Source organism: Pseudomonas sp. MBLB4123, assembly GCF_051904775.1.
Lineage (GTDB): Bacteria > Pseudomonadota > Gammaproteobacteria > Pseudomonadales > Pseudomonadaceae > Aquipseudomonas > Aquipseudomonas benzenivorans_B.
This window is the reverse complement of the sequence record NZ_CP196711.1, coordinates 2,813,141-2,832,150: the sequence shown is the minus strand read 5'-3', so window position 1 is coordinate 2,832,150 and position 19,010 is coordinate 2,813,141. Positions and strand designations below refer to the sequence as shown.

The following is a 19,010-nucleotide window of genomic DNA, read 5'->3' as shown; positions in this document are numbered from 1 at the left end:
CATGGCCCAGCAGAACGCCTATAACGCAGACGCCATCGAAGTCCTTTCCGGCCTGGACCCGGTGCGCAAGCGCCCGGGCATGTACACCGACACCAGCCGCCCCAACCACCTGGCCCAGGAGGTCATCGACAACAGCGTCGACGAGGCCCTGGCCGGCCACGCCAAGTCGATCCAGGTGATCCTGCACGAGGACAACTCCCTGGAGGTGCTCGACGACGGCCGCGGCATGCCGGTGGACATCCACCCCGAGGAGGGGGTGCCGGGGGTCGAGCTGATCCTCACCAAGCTGCACGCCGGCGGCAAGTTTTCCAACAAGAACTACCAGTTCTCCGGCGGCCTGCACGGCGTCGGCATCTCGGTGGTCAACGCCCTGTCGACCCGGGTCGAGGTGCGCGTCAAGCGCGACGGCAGCGAATACCGCATGGCCTTCGCCGACGGTTTCAAGGCCAGCGACCTGGAGGTGGTCGGCACCGTCGGCAAGCGCAATACCGGCACCAGCGTGCACTTCTGGCCGGACGCCAAGTATTTCGACTCGCACAGGTTCTCGGTCAGCCGCCTCAAGCACGTGCTCAAGGCCAAGGCCGTGCTGTGCCCTGGCCTGGCGGTGAGCTTCGAGGACAAGGCGGCTGGCGAGCGCGTCGAGTGGCTGTACGAGGACGGTCTGCGTTCCTATCTGGTGGATGCGGTCAGCGAGTTCGAGCGCCTGCCCGCCGAGCCCTTCTGCGGCAGCCTGGCCGGCAACAAGGAGGCGGTGGACTGGGCCCTGCTCTGGCTGCCCGAGGGCGGCGAGAGCGTGCAGGAAAGCTACGTCAACCTGATTCCCACCGCCCAGGGCGGCACCCATGTCAACGGCCTGCGCCAGGGCCTGCTGGACGCCATGCGCGAGTTCTGCGAGTTCAGGAACCTGCTGCCGCGCGGGGTCAAGCTGGCCCCCGAGGACATCTGGGAGCGCATCGCCTTCGTCCTCTCGATGAAGATGCAGGACGCCCAGTTCTCCGGGCAGACCAAGGAGCGCCTGTCCTCCCGCGAGGCGGCGGCCTTCGTCTCTGGCGTCGTCAAGGACGCCTTCAGCCTGTGGCTCAACGCCCATCCGGAATTCGGCCAGCAGCTGGCCGAACTGGCCATCAGCAACGCCAACCGCCGCCTCAAGGCCGGCAAGAAGGTCGAGCGCAAGAAAATCACCCAGGGCCCGGCGTTGCCCGGCAAGCTGGCCGACTGCGCGGGGCAGGACCCCATGCGTTCCGAGCTGTTCCTGGTGGAGGGGGATTCCGCCGGCGGCAGCGCCAAGCAGGCCCGCGACAAGGAGTTCCAGGCGATCATGCCGCTGCGCGGCAAGATCCTCAATACCTGGGAGGTGGACGGCGGCGAGGTGCTGGCCAGCCAGGAGGTGCACGACATCGCCGTGGCCATCGGCATCGATCCCGGCGCCAGCGACCTGTCCCAGCTGCGCTACGGCAAGATCTGCATCCTCGCCGACGCCGACTCCGACGGCCTGCATATCGCCACCCTGCTGTGCGCGCTGTTCGTCCGCCACTTCCGCGCCCTGGTCGATGCCGGGCACGTCTACGTGGCCATGCCGCCGCTGTACCGCATCGACCTGGGCAAGGAGGTGTTCTATGCCCTGGACGAGGCCGAGCGCGACGGCATCCTCGACCGCCTGGTGGCCGAGAAGCGCCGTGGCAAGCCCCAGGTCACCCGCTTCAAGGGTCTGGGCGAGATGAACCCGCCGCAGCTGCGCGAGACCACCATGGATCCCAATACCCGGCGCCTGGTGCAGCTGACCCTGGACGACTTCGAGGGCACCCGGGAAGTGATGGATATGCTGCTGGCCAAGAAGCGCGCCGGCGACCGCAAGTCCTGGTTGGAGTCCAAGGGCAACCTGGCCGAGGTGCTGCTCTGATGCGCGGCCTCTGTGCGGCACTGGCGCTGCTGGCGACCACGGCGCTGGCCGAGACCCCACTGGAAGAGCTGCGCCTGCTCGGCGAGCATCCGGTGGCGGGCATGGCCGGCGGCAACCTCTCGGGCCTGGCCCAGTGTGGCGATGCCCTGTGGGCGGTATCGGACCGCGAGGACGACCGTCTGTATCGCCTGACAAGCGGTGCCGCGGTCTGGCAGGCCGAGACCGAGCCCTTCGTCGCCCCCCCCGTCCCCGAGTCGCCGCTGCCCTGGGGGCTGCGCATGCGCACCTGGGTCGCCGGCCAGGTGCGTGGTGGCGGCCTGGACTTCGAAGGCCTGTCCTGCGATGCCCAGGGTAATCGCTACCTGGTCAGCGAGGCGCACGCGGCGGTGTTGCGCCTCTCGGCCATGGGCGAGGCGCAGTGGTTGGCCCTGCCCGAGGCGGTGGTGCGCCAGGCCCGTGCCAGCGGCATGCTGCTGCGCTTCAACGCCCTGTTCGAGGGCGTGGCGCTCGACCCGGACGGCGAGCGTCTGTGGCTGGCGGCCGAGCGTCAGCGCCGCGGCCTGCTGGTGCTGCACCGGCAGGGATCGTCCTGGCGCTGCACCGGTGGCTGCGTGTTGATCAGCGAGGGCGGCCGCGAAGCCGGTCCCGCCCAGTTGGGCGGCGAAGAGCGGCCGCGGGATTTCTCCGGGCTGGCCTTCCATCAGGAGAAACTCTTCACCCTGGAGCGCCAGGCCCACCGCATCTGCCGCCGCCAGCTGAGCGACGGCGCGGTCGAGCGCTGCTGGTCCTTCGCCGCCGAGGCGCTGACCGACGCCCGCCGTTATGCGCCGGACTACGGCCAGGCCGAGGCCCTGTGGGTCGACGCCGAGGGCGCCTGGGTCGGCCTCGACAACGAAGGCCTGGCCCGTGCCGACGGCGAGCTGCGGCCCATCGTCTGGCGTTTCGCCGCGCCGCAGGGCGGCTGGGGCGCTCGCCGGTGAACGCGCCTGCGCCGGGGCGCCGGGCCGGTCGGGTGATGCTGGTGCTGGCCTGGGGCGCCGCGCTGCTGCTGGCCACGCGCTTCTTCGGCGAGTGGGAAGAGGGCCAGCGCAACCCCAACCGCCACCCCGAGTCGGTGCATGGCAGCGACTACGTCGAGGTGCGCCTGGCCAGCAGTCGCCAGGGTCACTACCGCGCCGACGGGCGGATCGATGACCAGCCCGTGACCTTCCTGCTCGACACCGGCGCCACCCAGGTGGCGGTGCCTGTCGAGGTGGCCCGGCGTCTGGGCCTGCGCGCCGGCGAGGCGATCCTGATCAGCACCGCCAACGGCCGTGCCACCGCCCATCGTACCCGGCTGGCCAGCCTGCGCCTGGGCGACATCCTCCTGCGCGACGTCGAGGCGCTGATCGCCCCCGGCATGGACGGCGAGGAGGTGCTGCTGGGCATGAGCGCCCTCAAACAACTGGAATTCACCCAGCGCGACGGCACCCTGATGCTGCGCCAATCAACCTTGCGATGAGACCTTCATGAGCGAATCCCTCGATCTGAGCCTGGATGGCGTTGAGCGCCGCTCGCTTGCCGACTTCACCGAGCAGGCCTACCTCAACTATTCGATGTACGTGATCATGGATCGCGCCCTGCCGCATATCGGCGACGGCCTGAAACCGGTGCAGCGGCGCATCGTCTACGCCATGAGCGAGCTGGGTCTGGACGCCGACGCCAAGCACAAGAAGTCGGCGCGCACCGTCGGCGACGTGCTCGGCAAGTTCCACCCCCACGGCGACTCGGCCTGCTACGAGGCCATGGTGCTGATGGCCCAGCCGTTTTCCTACCGCTACACCCTGGTGGATGGTCAGGGCAACTGGGGCGCCCCGGACGACCCCAAGTCCTTCGCCGCCATGCGCTACACCGAGGCGCGCCTGTCGCGCTACTCCGAGGTGCTGCTGAGCGAGCTCGGCCAGGGCACGGTGGACTGGGTGCCGAACTTCGACGGCACGATGAACGAGCCGGCCACGCTGCCGGCGCGGCTGCCCAACCTCTTGTTGAATGGCACCACGGGCATCGCCGTGGGCATGGCCACCGATGTGCCGCCGCACAACCTGCGCGAGGTGGCCGCCGCCTGCGTGCGCCTGCTGGATCAGCCGGACGCCACGGTCGAGCAGCTGTGCGAGCATGTGCAGGGGCCGGACTTTCCCACCGAGGCGGAGGTCATCACCCCCCGCGCCGACCTGCTGAAGATCTACGAGAGCGGCCGCGGCTCGGTGCGCATGCGCGCGGTGTACCGCATCGAGGACGGCGACATCGTGGTCACCGCCTTGCCGCATCAGGTCTCCGGCTCCAAGGTGCTGGAGCAGATCGCCGGGCAGATGCAGGCCAAGAAGCTGCCGATGGTCGCCGACCTGCGCGACGAGTCGGACCACGAGCACCCCTGCCGCATCGTCATCATCCCGCGCTCCAACCGGGTCGACGCCGATGAGCTGATGACTCACCTGTTCGCCACCACCGACCTGGAGTCCAGCTACCGGGTCAACACCAATGTCATCGGCCTGGACGGCAAGCCCCAGGTGAAGAACCTGCGGCAGATGCTGCGCGAGTGGCTGGAGTACCGGGTGAACACGGTGCGCCGGCGCCTGCAGTTCCGCCTGGACAAGGTGGAGAAGCGCCTGCACCTGTTGGAAGGCTTGTTGATCGCCTTCCTCAACCTCGACGAGGTGATTCGCATCATCCGCAGCGAGGATTCGCCCAAGCCGGTGTTGATGGCCGCCTTCGGCCTCTCCGAGCTGCAGGCCGACTACATCCTCGACACCCGCCTGCGCCAGCTGGCGCGCCTGGAGGAGATGAAGATCCGCGGCGAGCAGGACGAACTGGCCAAGGAGCGTGAGCGCCTGCTGGCCCTGCTCGGCAGCGAGGCCAAGCTGAAGAAACTGGTACGCCAGGAGATCCTCGACGACGCCGAGAAGTACGGTGACGTGCGCCGCTCGCCGATCGTCGAGCGCGCCGAGGCCCGTGCCCTGTCGGAAACCGAGCTGATGCCGACCGAGCCGGTCACCGTGGTGATCTCCGAGAAGGGCTGGGTGCGTTGCGCCAAGGGGCACGACATCGACGCCACCGGCCTGTCCTACAAGGCCGGCGACGGCTTCAAGGCCGCCGCCCCGGGCCGCTCCAATCAGTACGCGGTGTTTATCGACTCCAGCGGCCGCAGCTATTCCCTGGCCGCCCACTCGCTGCCGTCCGCACGAGGCCAGGGCGAGCCGCTGACCGGGCGCTTGGCGCCGCCGCCGGGGGCGACCTTCGAGTGCGTGCTGCTGCCCGACGACAATGCCCTCTATGTGATCGCCTCCGATGCCGGCTACGGCTTCGTGGTCAAGGGCGAGGACCTGCAGGCCAAGAACAAGGCCGGCAAGGCCCTGCTCAGCCTGCCGGCCGGGGCTCGGGTGATTGCGCCCAAGCCCCTGGCCAATCGCGACGAGGACTGGCTCGCCGCCGTGACCACCGAGGGCCGCCTGCTGCTGTTCAAGGTCGCCGACCTGCCGCAGCTGGGCAAGGGCAAGGGCAACAAGATCATCGGCATCCCCGGCGAGCGGGTCGCCAGCCGCGAGGAATACCTCAGCGACCTGGCGGTGCTGCCGGCGGGGGCGACCCTGGTGTTGCAGGCGGGCAAGCGCACCCTGTCGCTCAAGGCCGACGATCTGGAGCACTACAAGGGCGAGCGCGGCCGGCGCGGGAACAAGCTGCCGAGGGGCTTTCAGCGGGTCGACAGCCTGTTGGTGGAATAGCCGCTGAGCTCGCGCGGTGCGATTCGCGGGCCGCGAGGCTGGAGTCGCGCGGCACTTTGGCGGATGATAGGTGGCCTTGGAATGCGTCGGCCCGGCCGAGCGCATGAGCCAACCCAGGTTTGACTGCCGGCCGCCAGGCCGGCCGGATGTGAGGAATGACTGTAGTGCGCTTTCCCTTGACCCTGCTGTTGACCGGACTGCTCGGCCTGGCCGGATGCACGGCCTACCAGCCGGTGCCGCTGTACCAGCTCGATGGTGGCAACGCCGAACTGCCGGCCGACAAGGAGGGCGTGGCGGTACTGCTGGGGCCGGTGTCGATCGCCGACTACCTGCAGCGCGAGGCGCTGTTGCAGCGCCAGCTCGATGGCAGCCTGACCGCGGCCAGCGATGCGCGTTGGGCCGGCAGTCTGGCGGCGGATATCGACCGTCAGTTGTTGCGCCAATTGGCGGCGCGGCTGAACAGCCAGCGCCTGGCCGTGGCGCCGGCGACACCGGGTTTCAGCCCGCAGGTGCAGGTGCTGCTGGCGATCACCCGCCTGGACTCCGGGCCGCAGCGGCCGGCCGTACTCGAGGCGCACTGGCGCCTGCTGAGTGGCGAGGGCAAGCTGCTCGACGGGCGACTGGTGCGACTCGAGGAGGCGCATCAGGGCAGCATCGCCGATCAGGTGCGGGCCCAGAGTCTGGTCATGCGTCAGTTGGTCGAGCAGGTGGCGTCGGCGGTGCAGGAGTATGGCAACGCGGCTCCGGCCATCGCCAAGGAACCACGCAAGAAGGCCCCCGCGGCGCCTGCAGCAAAGCCCGTGCCGCCGTCGCTGCCGGCACCGATCCGGATGGAAGGCGAGGTGTTCCGCTTCTGATGCCGGTTTCCGTATGACGGACGGTCGATACGAAAAAGCCCCGCGTGCTGCGGGGTTTTTTTCTGGGCGCGGTTTCTAGCCGCGGCTCTCGTGCATGCGCGCCAACTGGCGCTCCAGCAGCGAAGGGTAGGGTTCCAGCAGGCGCTCCACGCAGCAGGCACCGTCCGGGCTGGCGATGGCGCGGATGCGGCTGTGCTGGCGAACCCGCGGGTCTTCGGCGATGCGCCGCTCCAGCAACAGCAGGTTGCGGCTGTGCTGGGACAGGGCCAGGGCGTCCTGGGCGGTCTCGCTGAGCAGCAGGTCGCCCTGGCTGAGGTCGAGCAGCCCGCTGCCCTGGGTCAGCCCCAGCTGCAGCTGCAGGGTGATGCCGCTGTCGGCGACCTCGATCTGCAGGGCATGACCGAGGGCGCGCATCAGTTCGCCGCAGCACAGGGCATGGGTCAGGTAGTCGTCGTTGTCGCGACCATGGAACAGCATCAGGCTGCTGCCGTCGCTCAGGGTGTGCAGTTCGCCCTGGTAGAGCGCCGAAGCCTGGGCCAGGCAGTCGCGGTAGCGCTGCAGCAGGTCGAGCAGGCGTGCCCGCGGCAGGCGCCGCAGCTGTTCCTGGGCGCCCAGCTGGATCGCCAGCACCGCGCTCGGGTGGACCGCGCTCGGCGCCGCGGCAGGTGCCGGCGGAGCGTCGTCGCGGAGCTCGGCGAAGGGATCGTCTTCGGCGTCGTTGCGCTCGTCGAATTCGTCGAGTGGGTCGTCGTTCAGGTTCGGTACCTGGAAGCCGGGCTCGTCGTCGGGCTGCTCGCTCGGCGCGTGGAGGTCGTCCTCGGCCTCCAGCTCGTCGTAGTCGGCTTCGGGCTCCGGCTCCGGCTTCTCCGGCACCAGGCGCGCCTGCAGCTGGCGCGCCAGGTCGCCGATCTCGTCCTGGCGTCCGGCGCCGGGTGCCGGGTCGTCGGGGTCGCGCAGCCAGACCCGCAGCTGCAGCAGCGGGGTGGAGATATGCCGGCCCAGGCGCAGGCTCAGGCTCAGGGCCAGGGCCAGCAGGATCAGGCTGAGAATGCCCATGCTCTGCAGGCTGATGGTCATGGGCTGCTGGAACTGGCGCATGTCCAGGCTGATGCGCAGCTGCCCGGCGATCACCTCCTGGAAGGTGATGGGGGTCGAGTACAGGCCCTCGGTCTCGCCGAGCATGCTCTTGCTCGGCCGCGCGCCGGCCTCGGCGAGGATGCGGTTGTCCACGCTGTAGATGGCCGCATGGGCCACCAGCGGATTCTTCACCAGGTTGTTCAGCAGCACGTTGAGGCTGAGGATGTCGTTGGACACCAGCAGCTCGGTGGCCGAGGCGGCGGTCTGGGTGATCAGGCTGGTGCCCAGGGCTTCGGCCTGCTGTTGCATGGCCTGCTTGAACTGCATGCCGATCACCCAGGCGTAGATCACCAGCGCCAGCGCCACCAGCAGCAGGCTGTGGCTGGCGATGCGCAGGGCCAGGGGGACCCGGCGTTGGCGCAGGGCCTGGAACAGCAGGAGGAAGAAGTTGTCGGGCTTTACGGGGACGGGCCGGTTCACAGAGCTCGGCTCTTGTCGACTGGAGATGCCGCGCAGTATAGCGACCGGCCCGCAGCGGGCAAAGCGCCGCGCGCGCCCGTACGGCGGCGAAAATGGGTAGAATGTGCGGCCTTTCTCCGGCCTGCCCGTCCTGCGGCAGGCCGCTTCTCTTCGACCTTATGGGGGTGCGCCGTGCGCGAAATCGTCCTGATCAATATCACCGGCGAGGATCGCCCCGGTCTCACCGCCGCCATCACCGGCGTGCTGGCCCAGGGCGGGGTGAATATCCTCGACATCGGCCAGGCGGTGATCCACGACACCCTGTCGTTCGGCATCCTGGTGGAGATACCGGATACCGAGCGCGCCTCCTCGGTGCTCAAGGACGTGCTGTTCACCGCCTACGAGCTCGATCAGCAGGTGCGCTTCACCCCGGTGGCCGAGGCGGACTACCAGCAGTGGGTGGCGGGCCAGGGCAAGGCGCGGCACATCGTCACCCTGCTGACCCGCAAGGTCACCGCCGAGCAGTTGCAGCGGGTCAGCGCCATCACCGCCCAGTACGGCCTGAATATCGACCATATCGATCGCCTGTCCGGGCGCATGCCGCTGGACACCCCGGCCGAGCAGGGCAAGGGTTGCATCGAGTTCTCGGTGCGCGGCGAGCCGGCGGACCCGGCGGCGCTGCGCGCCGAGTTCCTCAGCGTGGCCCAGGAGCTGAGCGTCGACATCGCCTTCCAGCGCGACTCGCTGTTCCGCCGCAACCGGCGCCTGGCGGTGTTCGACATGGACTCGACGCTGATCGAGGCCGAGGTGATCGACGAGTTGGCGAAGGCGGCCGGGGTGGGCGAACAGGTGGCCGCAATCACCGAGCGGGCCATGCGCGGCGAGCTGGACTTCGCCGCCAGCTTCAGGGAGCGCCTGGCCCTGCTCAAGGGGCTGCCGGAAACCGTGCTGGAGGGGATCGGCGCCTCGCTGCGCCTGACCGAGGGCGCCGAGACCCTGTTCGCCGAACTCAAGCGTCTGGGCTACAAGACGGCGATCCTCTCCGGCGGCTTCAGCTACTTCGCCAAGCAGCTGCAGGCCAAGCTGGGCATCGACTATGTGTACGCCAACGAGTTGGAGGTCATCGATGGCCGGGTGACCGGGGTGGCGCTCGAGCCGATCGTCGACGCTCAGCGCAAGGCCGACCTGCTGCGCGAGCTGGCCGAGCGCGAAGGCCTGCGTCTGGAGCAGACCATCGCCGTGGGCGACGGTGCCAACGACCTGCCGATGCTGGCGATCGCCGGCCTGGGCGTGGCGTTCCGGGCCAAGCCGCTGGTCAAGCAGTCGGCCAAGCAGGCCATCTCCACCCTGGGGTTGGATGGCATCCTCTATCTGCTGGGCTTTCGCGACCGCGACGGCCTGGCCTGACCGGCACGGCCCAGACAGCCAGAAGCCGCCCGTGGGCGGCTTCTGGCTGTCTGGGCTCGGGTCTCACTCGTCGTCGGCGGAGAAGTCGTAGTTCATCGACTGGCTCGGCGGCTGCAAGTAGTAACCCTGGATGTAGTTGACCCCGGCTTGCCATAGCGTGGCCAGCACGCTGGCGCTCTCGACGAAGGGCACTATGGTCAGCTTGGCCTGGGCATGGAGGCTGGCCAGCAGGGTCTTCAGGGCTTCCTGGTTGTCCGGCTTGCCCAGGTCCTGGGAGAAGGAACCGTCGATCTTGACGAAATCCAGGGGCAGATGCTTGAGCGTGTTGAAGGGGTTGAGGGCGCAGCCGAACTGGCTCAGGGCGACCTTGCAATGCAGCGCCTGCAGGCCTTGGCACAGGGCCTTGGCCTGCTTGAGGTAGGCGATGGCGTCCGGCTCGCTGAGCTGGAAGACCAGGGCGTCCGACGGCAGGCGCGCGGCTTTCAGGGCCACGCTGAGCCAGGGCAGCAGGGTCTGGTCTTGCAGGCTGGCGCTCGACAGGTGCACGAACAGGCGGGTGTCGTGGCCCTTGCTGCGGTGGTCGGCGAGCAGCTTGATCGAGTTGAGCACGACCCAGCGGTCGATCTTCTCGCCGAGGCCGGCGTCCTTGGCGGCGCTGAGGAAGTCGGTCGGCGGCACCTCCTGGCCTTGCGGGTTGAGCAGGCGCAGCAGTACCTCGTAGTGCTCGTGGCTGTCGCCGCGCAGGCTGATGATCGGCTGGAACAGCAGGCGGAAGCTGTTGTTCTCCAGGGCCTGCTGGACCATGGCCACTATGCTGCCGCGATTGGCCGCGGCGGCCAGCTCGTCGGCGGGGTCGTACAGCTTCAGGGCATTGCCCTCGGCCAGCTCGTCGGCGCAGCGTTGGGCGCGGTTGACCACGTCCTGGGACTTGGTGGTTTTCTCGTTGAGGCCGGCGACGCCGATCGACAGGGTGGTCTGGGCGGTGCGGCCGCTGACGTCGAACAGGTGGCTCTCGACTTTCTTGAGCAGCGCCATCAGGTCTTCGCGGGACTGCTCCGGGCTCAGCCCGGGTTGCAGCGCGGTGAACACGTCGTCGCCGAAGCGGGCCAGCTGCACCGTGCCGGCAAAATGCGCGCGCAGCAGGTTGGCCAGGTCGGTCAGCAGCAGATCGATACCGGCCAGGCCGACTTCGGCCAGCAGGCTGGCGTAGTGGTCGACGCGGATGTAGGCCAGGCTGGCGGGTTGGCCTGCGTTCACCGCGCGCTCGGCGGCGGCATCCACCAGCTCGAGGAAGTAGTTGCGGTTGTACAGGCCGGTGACCAGATCCTGGCTGCTGATTTCGCGCAGTTTCTCTTCCAGCTCGGCATTGCCGACTTCGCCGCGTATCACCACCTGGATGCAGGGTTCGCCGTCATAGGTGGCCGGGGAGAAGGTCATGCGCGCCTGGAAACTGTCGCCGCTGGCCTTGACCCCTGCGCAGGCCAGTTCGGCGTTGCCTTCGGCGCCCTGATAGTTCTTCAGGAAGTCCTTGAAGCTGGGCTGGTCGGCGACGGCGATCAGGTCGATCATCGGCATGCCTTCCAGCTCGTCGGCGTCCTGGTAGTCGAACAGCTCGAGATAGGCGCGGTTGGCATAGATATGCATGCCGTCATGCACGTAGGTGATGGCGTCGACCGAGCTCTCGAGGAGCAGCTGGCAGCGCTTCTCCGCCTCGCGCAGGGCCACCTCGGCGGCTCGCCGGGCGCGCCGCTCCTCCAGGTTGCCCAGCTCGCGTTGGGCTACCAGCACCAGGCGCTCGTCCTCGCCTTGCGGCAGGGCGTCCTGGGCGCCCAGGGTCAGGGCCTCGGTAATGGCGTCGGAGTCGTTGCCTTCGAGCAGCTGGATGACCGGGATGTCCTTGGCCTGGCGGCGGATCGCGCTGATCGCCTCGCCGGGCGCGAGCTGTTCGCTGCTGGGGGCGGCGATCAGCAGGTCCCAACTCTGTTGCAGGGCCTCGGCCAGGTCCTCGCTGGAGCTCAGGCGGTGTACCCGGGTCGCGCGGCCGGCGTTGCGGAACAGGCTGACGAGGCGTTCGGCCTCGTTCTGCGAGTCTTCGAGAATCAGCAGTCGAATAGTCTTTTTTTCGATGGCCATGGCGAGAGTCAAGTTTGCGCCGAACGGGCGCGAAAAGGCGACAAAAGGTGAGGCTTCGGCAATCTACAGCGACTTCCAGAGCGAGTCAAAGTCTTCCTCCCCGTCTGCGCTGCGGCTTTCCGGGGCTGTGACGGACTTCCCTTGGGCGCTGCTCGGCTGGTCGAGGCCGTGGTATTCGAACTGGTTGAAGCTGCCGGTGCTGGTCTGCCGGCGGCCGAGTACCGCGCGTCGCTCCGTGCCGCTGAGGTTGATCATCACCTTGCTGCCCTCCTGAAAGGGCAGGCGCGGAGTGACCAGGGTCGCCGGCCGCGAGATGGCGCCGATCTCCGGTAGCAGCAGGGCGCGCAGGTACTGGCTGTGGGGTTCGGCCTTGCGCACCAGTTGCAGGCCGCAGGCTTGCGCGTGGGGGGCGATCAGCTCGATGCCCATCTGGGTTCCGCCGCCGCGGACCTGGCGAATCCAGCGCACCACCGCGACGCTCCAGCTCTGCTCCGGGGCGTCCTGCACGCCGAGCAGCTCGCCGGCCTGCAGCTGGCTGGGGACCTCCTTCGGCCAGGACAGGCAGTAGCCCCCGGGGCTGTGGTTGATGATCGGCAGGGCGAAGGTCGGGTAGTCCGCACTCGCCTCGGCGCCCGCGGGCACGCCACTGCCGGCCTGGGCGCTGGGCTTGCTATATTCGATCTCCTCGAATGGCAGGCCCTGTTCCCAGCTGTTGTTCTGTTGGGCATCGAAGGCCCTGCTCCAGACATCGGGAGCGCCGCTGCCCGGCTTGAACACGGCGGACCGGCTGCTGGCGGGCAAGCGCAGGATCTGGTCGAAGGGCTTGCGGCCGGCGAGGAAGAAATGCAGGGCGCTCATGCCGATGCACAGGGTCAGGCTGCCCTGGCCCTGGGTGCGTTGAAAGGTGCGTTCGGAGATATCGCCCCAGGCGGCGCCGAGGTGCTGCAGCATGTCCTGGCTGAAGCCTTCGGGGACCAGCAGGGGCGCATCGGCGAGCTTCTCGGGGCGCAACAGCAGGTATGCCTTGATCGCGTCGACCAGGGGGCTCGGGTCGATGCCCAGCGCCTGGTGCAACTCCTGGGGTTGCAGCAACGAGCCGTAGCGAGGCGGGCCGTCCTGCTGCGGGGCCACGACGAACAGGCTGGACGGCGCACCGCTCGGCTGCAGCCGCACCAGAGGGCTCCAGGCTTCGAGCACCTCCGCCAGGCGGGCGATGCTGTTCTGGCGCATCTGGTTGCAGCGCGCACAGCCGAGCAGCAGGGCCACCAGGTAACTCTGCTCGATGCTCAGGCCCTGGGCATGGCGGGCCAGGGGATCGCGAATCACCAGCTGTTGCAGGCTGCGCTCGCGGGCAATCTGGTAGAGCTGGTGCAGCTCCAGCCACAGGCCTTCCGGCACCGGGCAATACAGCTGGCTGGTGCGGATCAGCGCGGCGCACAGGCTGTGGGTCGCGCGCTGCAGGGCCAGGGCCAGAAGGGGGGCTTGTTCGCGGCTGTGCTGTGGGGCGAGTTGGGCGATGACCAGCTTGTAGCCGACGGCCAGGTGATTCTGCAGGGCCTGGCAGAGGTTGGCGACCTTGCGCGGGCGCTCGTCGAGGACGATGGCCTGGTTGAGGAAGTGTCGCTCCAGGTGTTGGCAGACGAAATACACCTCCGGACGCAGCAGTTCCAGCAGTTGCAGGCGAGTGTCGGGTGCGCTCTGTACCTGGTTGAGTTCGACCAGGGCCTGATAGAGCTGGCGGGCCGTTTCGCCAATGTTGGCCTTGGGCAGAGCGGCGATCCAGCGTTTGAGGTCGCGCGGGTGGGTGTCGCAGAAGGACAGGCCCTGCTTGTTCGGAGTGGGAACGCGGAGTCGCAGGTGGGGACTCTGTTTATCCATCTGTGTTGGGGACTCCAGCGCCTGAGGCCTAGGCGAGCCGTTCTACTGATATTGATGCAGACTCTAGCAGCATCCGTGCCGGGGCGCAGCCACGGGGCCTGTCTGCCGGTACGGGCTGTGACGGGGTGCAGGCTGCGTTCGGCAGCACTGTCGTACCGACGCCTGCCCGGCGGGCGGTCGCGCGCTCGGGCAGGCATGGCCATGTGGCGGTGGAGTGGGGCGGGGTGTCCTGGCTGGCGCCTGTCAGGCCTCCCGGCTATCGCCGAGGCGTTGGCCCATCTGCACCTTGCTCTCGGCGCCGATCGGTTCGGCCCACTGCACCTGGTTCGGTCCGAACAGCACGATGGCGGTGGAGCCCAGCTTGAAGCGGCCGAGCTCGGCACCCTTGTCCAGGGTGATGGGCGCGCGGGCCGTCTCGTCATAGCGGAAGGTCTTGAGGGCGCGTTTGGGTGGGGTGATCAGTCCGGCCCAGACCGTTTCGATCGAGGCGACTATCATCGCGCCGACCAGCACCACGGCCATGGGGCCGCGCTCGGTGTCGAACAGGCAGACCACCCGTTCGTTGCGGGCGAACAGCTCGGGTACGTTTTCTGCGGTGGTCTGGTTGACCGAGAACAGTCGTCCGGGCACGTAGACCATCTCCCGCAGCGTGCCGGCCAGGGGCATGTGCACGCGGTGGTAGTCCTTCGGCGAGAGGTAGACGGTGGCGAACTCGCCGCCCATGAAGGGCGCCGCCCGCTCGGCGTCGCCGCCGAGCAGCTCGACCGCGCTGAAACTGTGGCCCTTGGCCTGGAAGATCCGCCCGTGTTCGATGCGCCCCAGCTGGCTGATCGCGCCGTCGGCCGGGCAGAGCACGGCACCCGGGCTGGCGTCCAGGGGGCGCACGCCGTCCTTCAACGCGCGGGTGAAGAAGGCGTTGAAGTGCTCGAAGCTCTCGGCCGCTTCGCGAGCCTCGCTCATATCGACCCGGTAGCGCTTGATGAACCAGCCGATCAGTGGGTTCTTGAACCAGGGCAGGCGGCATTCGGCGGCGAAGCCGATCAGGCGCGAGAGCAGATGATGGGGCAGCAGGTACTGGCTGAGGATAAAGAGACGCTGTTTCATCGGGTTTCCTTAGGGGCCGGCCGGAGCGCGGCGATTCAACGTTCGACCGGGGTGTCGGGGTGGTTGCCCCACTCGCCCCAGGAGCCGGCATAAGCCTTGACCCGTGGGTAACCCAGGGCCTTGGCCACCAGGTAGGTGAGGCCGGAGCGGTGATGGGTCTGGCAGTGGGTGATCACTTCCTTGTCCGGGGTGATGCCGAGCTCGCCGAGCCGTGTCGGCAGGTCCTGGCGCAGGCGCAGGGCGCGGGCCGGGTCCATGCAGGCGGTCCATTCCAGGTTCGCTGCGCCGGGGATGTGCCCGGCCTTGGCCGCCAGGGCTTTCTCGCCACGGTACTCGGCCGGGGAACGGGCATCCCAGATGGCCAGGTCGGCCGCGCCCAGGCGGCTCTGCAGGTACTCGCGGCTGGCGCTGGGCGCCTCGCTCAGGCGCAAGGACAGCCTGCCCGTGCGCGGCGCCGGCTGTTCGCCGCTCAGCGGGAGCTGCTCGGTCAGCCAGGCCTGCAGGCCGCCGTCGAGGTAGTGGTAGCGGCCGTGGCCGATCACATCCAGCAGCCAGATGAAGCGGCCGGCCCAGCCGCCGCCTTCGTCGTCGTAGACCACGTACACGGCGTCCGGGTTGTGCCCCAGTTCGGCGAACAGCTGCTCCAGTTGCCCGTGCTCGGGCAGCAGACCGGGAGCCGGCGGCTGGCCCAGTTGGGTGCGTTTGGGCTCGACGAAGCGCGCGCCGGGGATATGTCCGGCGGCATAGCGCGCCGCACTGGTCAAATCGACCAGGATCAGCTCGGGGGCGTTAAGGCGGCTGGCCAGATCGGCCGGCTCGATAACCAGCGGCAACTCGGCGAAGGCGGACATGCTGGGCCTCTCAGTCAAAGGAAGGGCGGATTGTAGCGGAAAGCCTAGGGCGCGCGTCTGGCGAAGCTGGCCAGGGCCCGCTCGATGCATTGCGCGGTCTTGCCGAAGGCTTTCAGGTTGGTCTCGCTGAACGCGGCGCCGGCGCGGTCGGCCACCAGCAGCATGGCGACCCGGCCGTTGATGGCCAGCGAGCGGCTCAGCAGGTGTTCGCTGGGAAACAGCGCCTTGAGCGCGCCGGGCAGCAGGGCGGAGAACTGGGCCATGTTGCCCGGAGTCAGGCGCAGCTGGCCGGGCTCTGCGAGCAAGCGACGCAGCACCTGGCTGTGCTGGGGCTCGAGGATCAGGTCCGTGGGCGGCGGTTCCAGGCCGGCATGCTGCAGGGCGCGCAGGCGGCTGTGGCTGCGGTCGGCCAACAGCAGCAGCACCCGCTGCATGCCGCAGCTCTGCAGGGCCTGGCGGGCACAGGCAGCGAGCTGTTCGAGGTTGTTGAAGGCGCTGGGCTGGGCGAGCAGTTGGGCGCACAGGCGCCGCCACTCGTCGACTTCCGTGGCTCTCGTCGGGGTCGGGACCGGCGACGGGGCGGCCTGCAGGTGACGGGCATGGGGGGGCCACAGCAGGGCTTCGGCCGGGTGCCAGAGGCCGGCGCTGACGTGCTGGCGCGCGCTCTGGGCCGCATGCTGGTGAATCTGTTGCTGCACCTCGTCCAGTGGCAGCTGCAGGTAGAGGCCGGTCAGGCGTTGCCAGCGTAGGCTGTGGGGGCTGTTCCAGGCCTGATGGGCCGACAGCGCCAGGCCGTTGGCCAGCACGATGCAGTTGCCGGGCAGGGTCAGCCAGCGGCGCAATTGGGGTTCGGCATCCAGCCTCTGTTGCTGGTGCAGGGGGTGTTCGTTGTCGCGGGCGATATGCAGCGCCTTGACCAGCAGGCGGCGGTCCTGGGTCAGCAGGCGATAGCCCTGGACGATCCACTCGGGTAGTCGCCACTGCTCGACCAGGGCCAGGCAGAGTTGCAGCAGGGGCACGCCGAGCAGCTCCTGCTCGACGCGCTGGGCCGGTTCGCCCGCAATCAGCACGCGGCGCTCCCAGGCCTCGAACAGCTCGGGCTGGGCGTTCAGCAGGGACCAGACAGGGGCGAGGAACAGCAGGCTGCCCCAGTGGATCTCCTGCCAGAGTCGCGCCAGACGACCGGCGAACAGGCCGTTGGCCTGCTGGCTGGCATGTTGGCTGATCAATTGGATCTGCCGCAGCGCCAGCGGGATCTCGCCGGGGGCCAGGGTGGGCTGGCGCTGCAGCAGCTCCTCGGTGCGGCGCAGGCCGAGGCGGCTGAGGGCGCCCTCCAGGCTCTCCGTCGGCTCGCTGAGGCCGCCGCTCTTGCGGTTGGCCTCGCGCAGCACGCTCAGGGCCAGGGGCGGGCACCCCTGCATCAGGTCGGCGATGTCGCGCAGCGAGCGGCGGCTGTCGGCCAGGGCGCGGCAGATCCGCTGGTGGCTGTCGAGCGGTACCGCGATCGGGTGCTTATCCAGCTGTTTGAGCCAGGCGTCGAGACTGCGTGGAGGGGGCGTCGGCATAGGGGAGAGCCAAGCTGGCTTTTGACCTTAACAGGCTATAGTCTCGCGCATAACTTCCGATAAATAGAAGGGTTGATTTAAAACCCCCTTCTCCTGGCTTCTGCAAGTTTCCTTTATGGCAAAAATAATCGGCATTTTCGTGGTGATCGGCAGTGTGCTCGGCGGCTTCATCCTGTCCGGCGGCCAGTTCATGGCACTGGTGCACCCGTTCGAGGTGATGATCATCGGCGGTGCGGCCCTGGGCGGCTTTCTCCAGGCCAACCCCGGCAGCACCTTCATGCACGTGTTCAAGAAGTCCCTGAGCATGTTCAGCTCGCGCTTCACCCACACCTTCTATCTGGAGGTGTTGAAGCTGCTCTACGAGATTCTCAACAAGAGCCGCCGCGAGGGCATGATGGCCATCGAGGCCGACCTCGAAGACCCGACCGCCAGCCCGATCTTCAGCAAGTATCCGGCGATCCTCAAGGACGGGCGGATGACCGCCTACATCTGCGACTACCTGCGCATCATGTCCTCGGGCAACATGGCTCCCCACGAGCTGGAGGGCCTGTTCGACATGGAGCTGGCCAGCCTGAAGGAGGATCTGGAGCACCCCTCCCATGCCGTGGCGAAGGTCGCCGACGGCCTGCCGGCCATGGGGATCGTCGCGGCGGTGCTGGGCATCGTGATCACCATGTCGATTCTCGCCGAGGCCTCCAACGCGCAGATCGGCGAGAAGGTGGGCACGGCCCTGGTCGGGACCTTCCTCGGCATCCTCGCCTCCTACGGTTTCTTCGGCCCCCTGTCCACGGCCCTGGAGCACGACGCCAAGGAAGAGCTGAACGTGTTCGAGGCGATCAAGGCGGGGCTGGTCGCCTCTGCCTCCGGCATGCCGCCGTCGCTGGCGGTGGAGTTCGCCCGCAAGACCCTGTACCCGGCCCATCGGCCGAGCTTCTCCGAGCTGGAACAGGCCATGCGCGGAAGCTGACGAATCATGGAAAACAACCAGCCGATTATCGTCAAACGGGTCAAGAAGACCGCCGGCGGCCACCATGGCGGCGCTTGGAAGATCGCCTTCGCCGACTTCGCCACAGCGATGATGGCGTTCTTCCTGGTGATGTGGTTGATGTCCTCGGCCTCGCCGGAGCAGAAGAAGTTGATCTCGGGCTACTTCAAGGACCCCATCGGTTTCTCCGAAAGTGCCAGTCCCTATGTGATCGACCTCGGCGGTTCGCCCACGCCCTCGCCGGACCGCACCCTCAACCCGGAGACGCAGGAGCCGATCGACAACGAGCGCAACGACGAGGCGGAGCAGGGCGCGCCCGACGCCGAGGAGGCCGAGGCGCTGGCCGAGGAGCTGGAGCGCGAGCGCCTGGAGCTCCTGCTGCAGGAGTTGCAGAACAAGGTCGAGCAGGACCCGCAGCTGCAGCGCTTCAAGGACCAGATCCTGTTCGAGATCACCCAGGACGGCCTGCGCATCCAGATCGTCGACGCGGCGAACCGGCCGATGTTCGACCTGGGCAGCGCGCGTCTGCAGCCTTACTTCGAAGACATCCTGCTGGCCCTGGTCGACACCATCGGCGCGGTGCCGAACAAGGTCAGCATCAGCGGCCATACCGATGCCAAGCCCTTCGCCGGTCGGGGTGATTTCGGCAACTGGGAACTGTCGGCCGACCGTGCCAACGCGGCGCGGCGGGTGCTGGTGGCCGGCGGCTACGACGAGGAGCAGGTGGCCCGGGTCGTCGGCTATGCCTCCTCGGCCTTGTTCGATCGCAACGATCCGCTCAATCCGGTCAACCGGCGCATCGATATCACCGTGCTGACCAAGAAGGCCCAGCGCGCCATCGAGGGCGAGCAGCAGGGGCCGGGCGAGGGCGCCGGACAAGATGCGCCCGCGCCGGAGGGGCAGCCGGAGCCGGCAGCGGCCGAGCCGGTACCGGCGGCGGAGCTGCGTCAGCGCCTGAATATCTTCGAGGACGGCGTGCTGCAGTTCGATCAGCCGGGCGAGTGATGGCGCGGGTGCTTTCGATCAGGCCGCGAAT

Annotated in this window: 14 protein-coding genes; 8 read left to right on the top strand and 6 right to left on the bottom strand. The window is 68.3% G+C overall.

The features are described from left to right. The first annotated feature begins 1 nt into the window (after position 1). The 5 genes from parE (at position 2) to ACSX1C_RS13055 (ending at position 6,515) form a co-directional block, all read left to right on the top strand. Positions 2-1,900: a DNA topoisomerase IV subunit B gene (parE, locus tag ACSX1C_RS13075; protein WP_439886474.1), complete on the top strand. Its 1,899-nt coding sequence runs from the start codon at positions 2-4 to the stop codon at positions 1,898-1,900. Beyond that, positions 1,900-2,880 (top strand): esterase-like activity of phytase family protein, encoded by a 981-nt coding sequence (locus ACSX1C_RS13070; RefSeq protein WP_439886473.1) that lies wholly within the window; start codon positions 1,900-1,902, stop codon positions 2,878-2,880. The genes parE and ACSX1C_RS13070 overlap by 1 nt, the downstream gene beginning before the upstream one ends. Positions 2,881-2,915: 35 nt before the next feature. Further along, complete coding sequence (locus ACSX1C_RS13065) at positions 2,916-3,401, top strand: retropepsin-like aspartic protease family protein (RefSeq protein WP_439889417.1); 486 nt, start codon at positions 2,916-2,918, stop codon at positions 3,399-3,401. A 7-nt stretch (positions 3,402-3,408) separates the two neighbouring features. Continuing rightward, on the top strand, positions 3,409-5,658 hold the full coding sequence (gene parC, locus ACSX1C_RS13060; RefSeq protein WP_439886472.1) for a DNA topoisomerase IV subunit A: 2,250 nt from the start codon (positions 3,409-3,411) through the stop codon (positions 5,656-5,658). Positions 5,659-5,813: 155 nt separating this feature from the next. Then, on the top strand, positions 5,814-6,515 hold the full coding sequence (locus ACSX1C_RS13055) for a PqiC family protein (protein ID WP_439886471.1): 702 nt from the start codon (positions 5,814-5,816) through the stop codon (positions 6,513-6,515). A 75-nt stretch (positions 6,516-6,590) separates the two neighbouring features. Here ACSX1C_RS13055 and ACSX1C_RS13050 read toward each other — a convergent pair whose 3' ends face one another. Further along, on the bottom strand, positions 6,591-8,072 hold the full coding sequence (locus tag ACSX1C_RS13050) for an AhpA/YtjB family protein (protein WP_439886470.1): 1,482 nt from the start codon (positions 8,070-8,072) through the stop codon (positions 6,591-6,593). Between the two features lie 171 nt (positions 8,073-8,243). Here ACSX1C_RS13050 and serB point away from each other — a divergent pair, with 171 nt between their 5' ends. Continuing rightward, on the top strand, positions 8,244-9,458 hold the full coding sequence (serB, locus tag ACSX1C_RS13045) for a phosphoserine phosphatase SerB (protein ID WP_439886469.1): 1,215 nt from the start codon (positions 8,244-8,246) through the stop codon (positions 9,456-9,458). A 63-nt stretch (positions 9,459-9,521) separates the two neighbouring features. On the opposite strand, the gene ACSX1C_RS13040 is transcribed toward serB, so the two are convergent. The 5 genes from ACSX1C_RS13040 to ACSX1C_RS13020 all read right to left on the bottom strand — a co-directional run bounded on the left by ACSX1C_RS13040 (position 9,522) and on the right by ACSX1C_RS13020 (position 16,989). Further along, on the bottom strand, positions 9,522-11,591 hold the full coding sequence (locus ACSX1C_RS13040) for an EAL domain-containing protein (RefSeq protein WP_439886468.1): 2,070 nt from the start codon (positions 11,589-11,591) through the stop codon (positions 9,522-9,524). A 63-nt stretch (positions 11,592-11,654) separates the two neighbouring features. Then, on the bottom strand, positions 11,655-13,469 hold the full coding sequence (locus ACSX1C_RS13035; RefSeq protein WP_439886467.1) for a molecular chaperone: 1,815 nt from the start codon (positions 13,467-13,469) through the stop codon (positions 11,655-11,657). Between the two features lie 243 nt (positions 13,470-13,712). Continuing rightward, on the bottom strand, positions 13,713-14,573 hold the full coding sequence (asd, locus tag ACSX1C_RS13030; protein ID WP_439886466.1) for an archaetidylserine decarboxylase: 861 nt from the start codon (positions 14,571-14,573) through the stop codon (positions 13,713-13,715). A gap of 35 nt (positions 14,574-14,608) precedes the next feature. Then, positions 14,609-15,424 carry a rhodanese-like domain-containing protein gene (locus ACSX1C_RS13025; protein WP_439886465.1) on the bottom strand — a complete coding sequence of 272 codons (816 nt, stop codon included), beginning with the start codon at positions 15,422-15,424 and terminating at the stop codon, positions 14,609-14,611. Positions 15,425-15,468: 44 nt separating this feature from the next. Beyond that, positions 15,469-16,989, bottom strand: coding sequence for an HDOD domain-containing protein (locus tag ACSX1C_RS13020; protein ID WP_439886464.1), 1,521 nt, complete (start codon positions 16,987-16,989; stop codon positions 15,469-15,471). A 115-nt stretch (positions 16,990-17,104) separates the two neighbouring features. On the opposite strand from ACSX1C_RS13020, the gene motA reads away from it, so the two are divergent. Both motA and motB read left to right on the top strand, forming a co-directional pair. Beyond that, on the top strand, positions 17,105-17,956 hold the full coding sequence (motA, locus tag ACSX1C_RS13015; RefSeq protein WP_439886463.1) for a flagellar motor stator protein MotA: 852 nt from the start codon (positions 17,105-17,107) through the stop codon (positions 17,954-17,956). Positions 17,957-17,962: 6 nt separating this feature from the next. Next, complete coding sequence (motB, locus tag ACSX1C_RS13010) at positions 17,963-18,979, top strand: flagellar motor protein MotB (RefSeq protein ID WP_439886462.1); 1,017 nt, start codon at positions 17,963-17,965, stop codon at positions 18,977-18,979. Positions 18,980-19,010 lie beyond the last annotated feature (31 nt).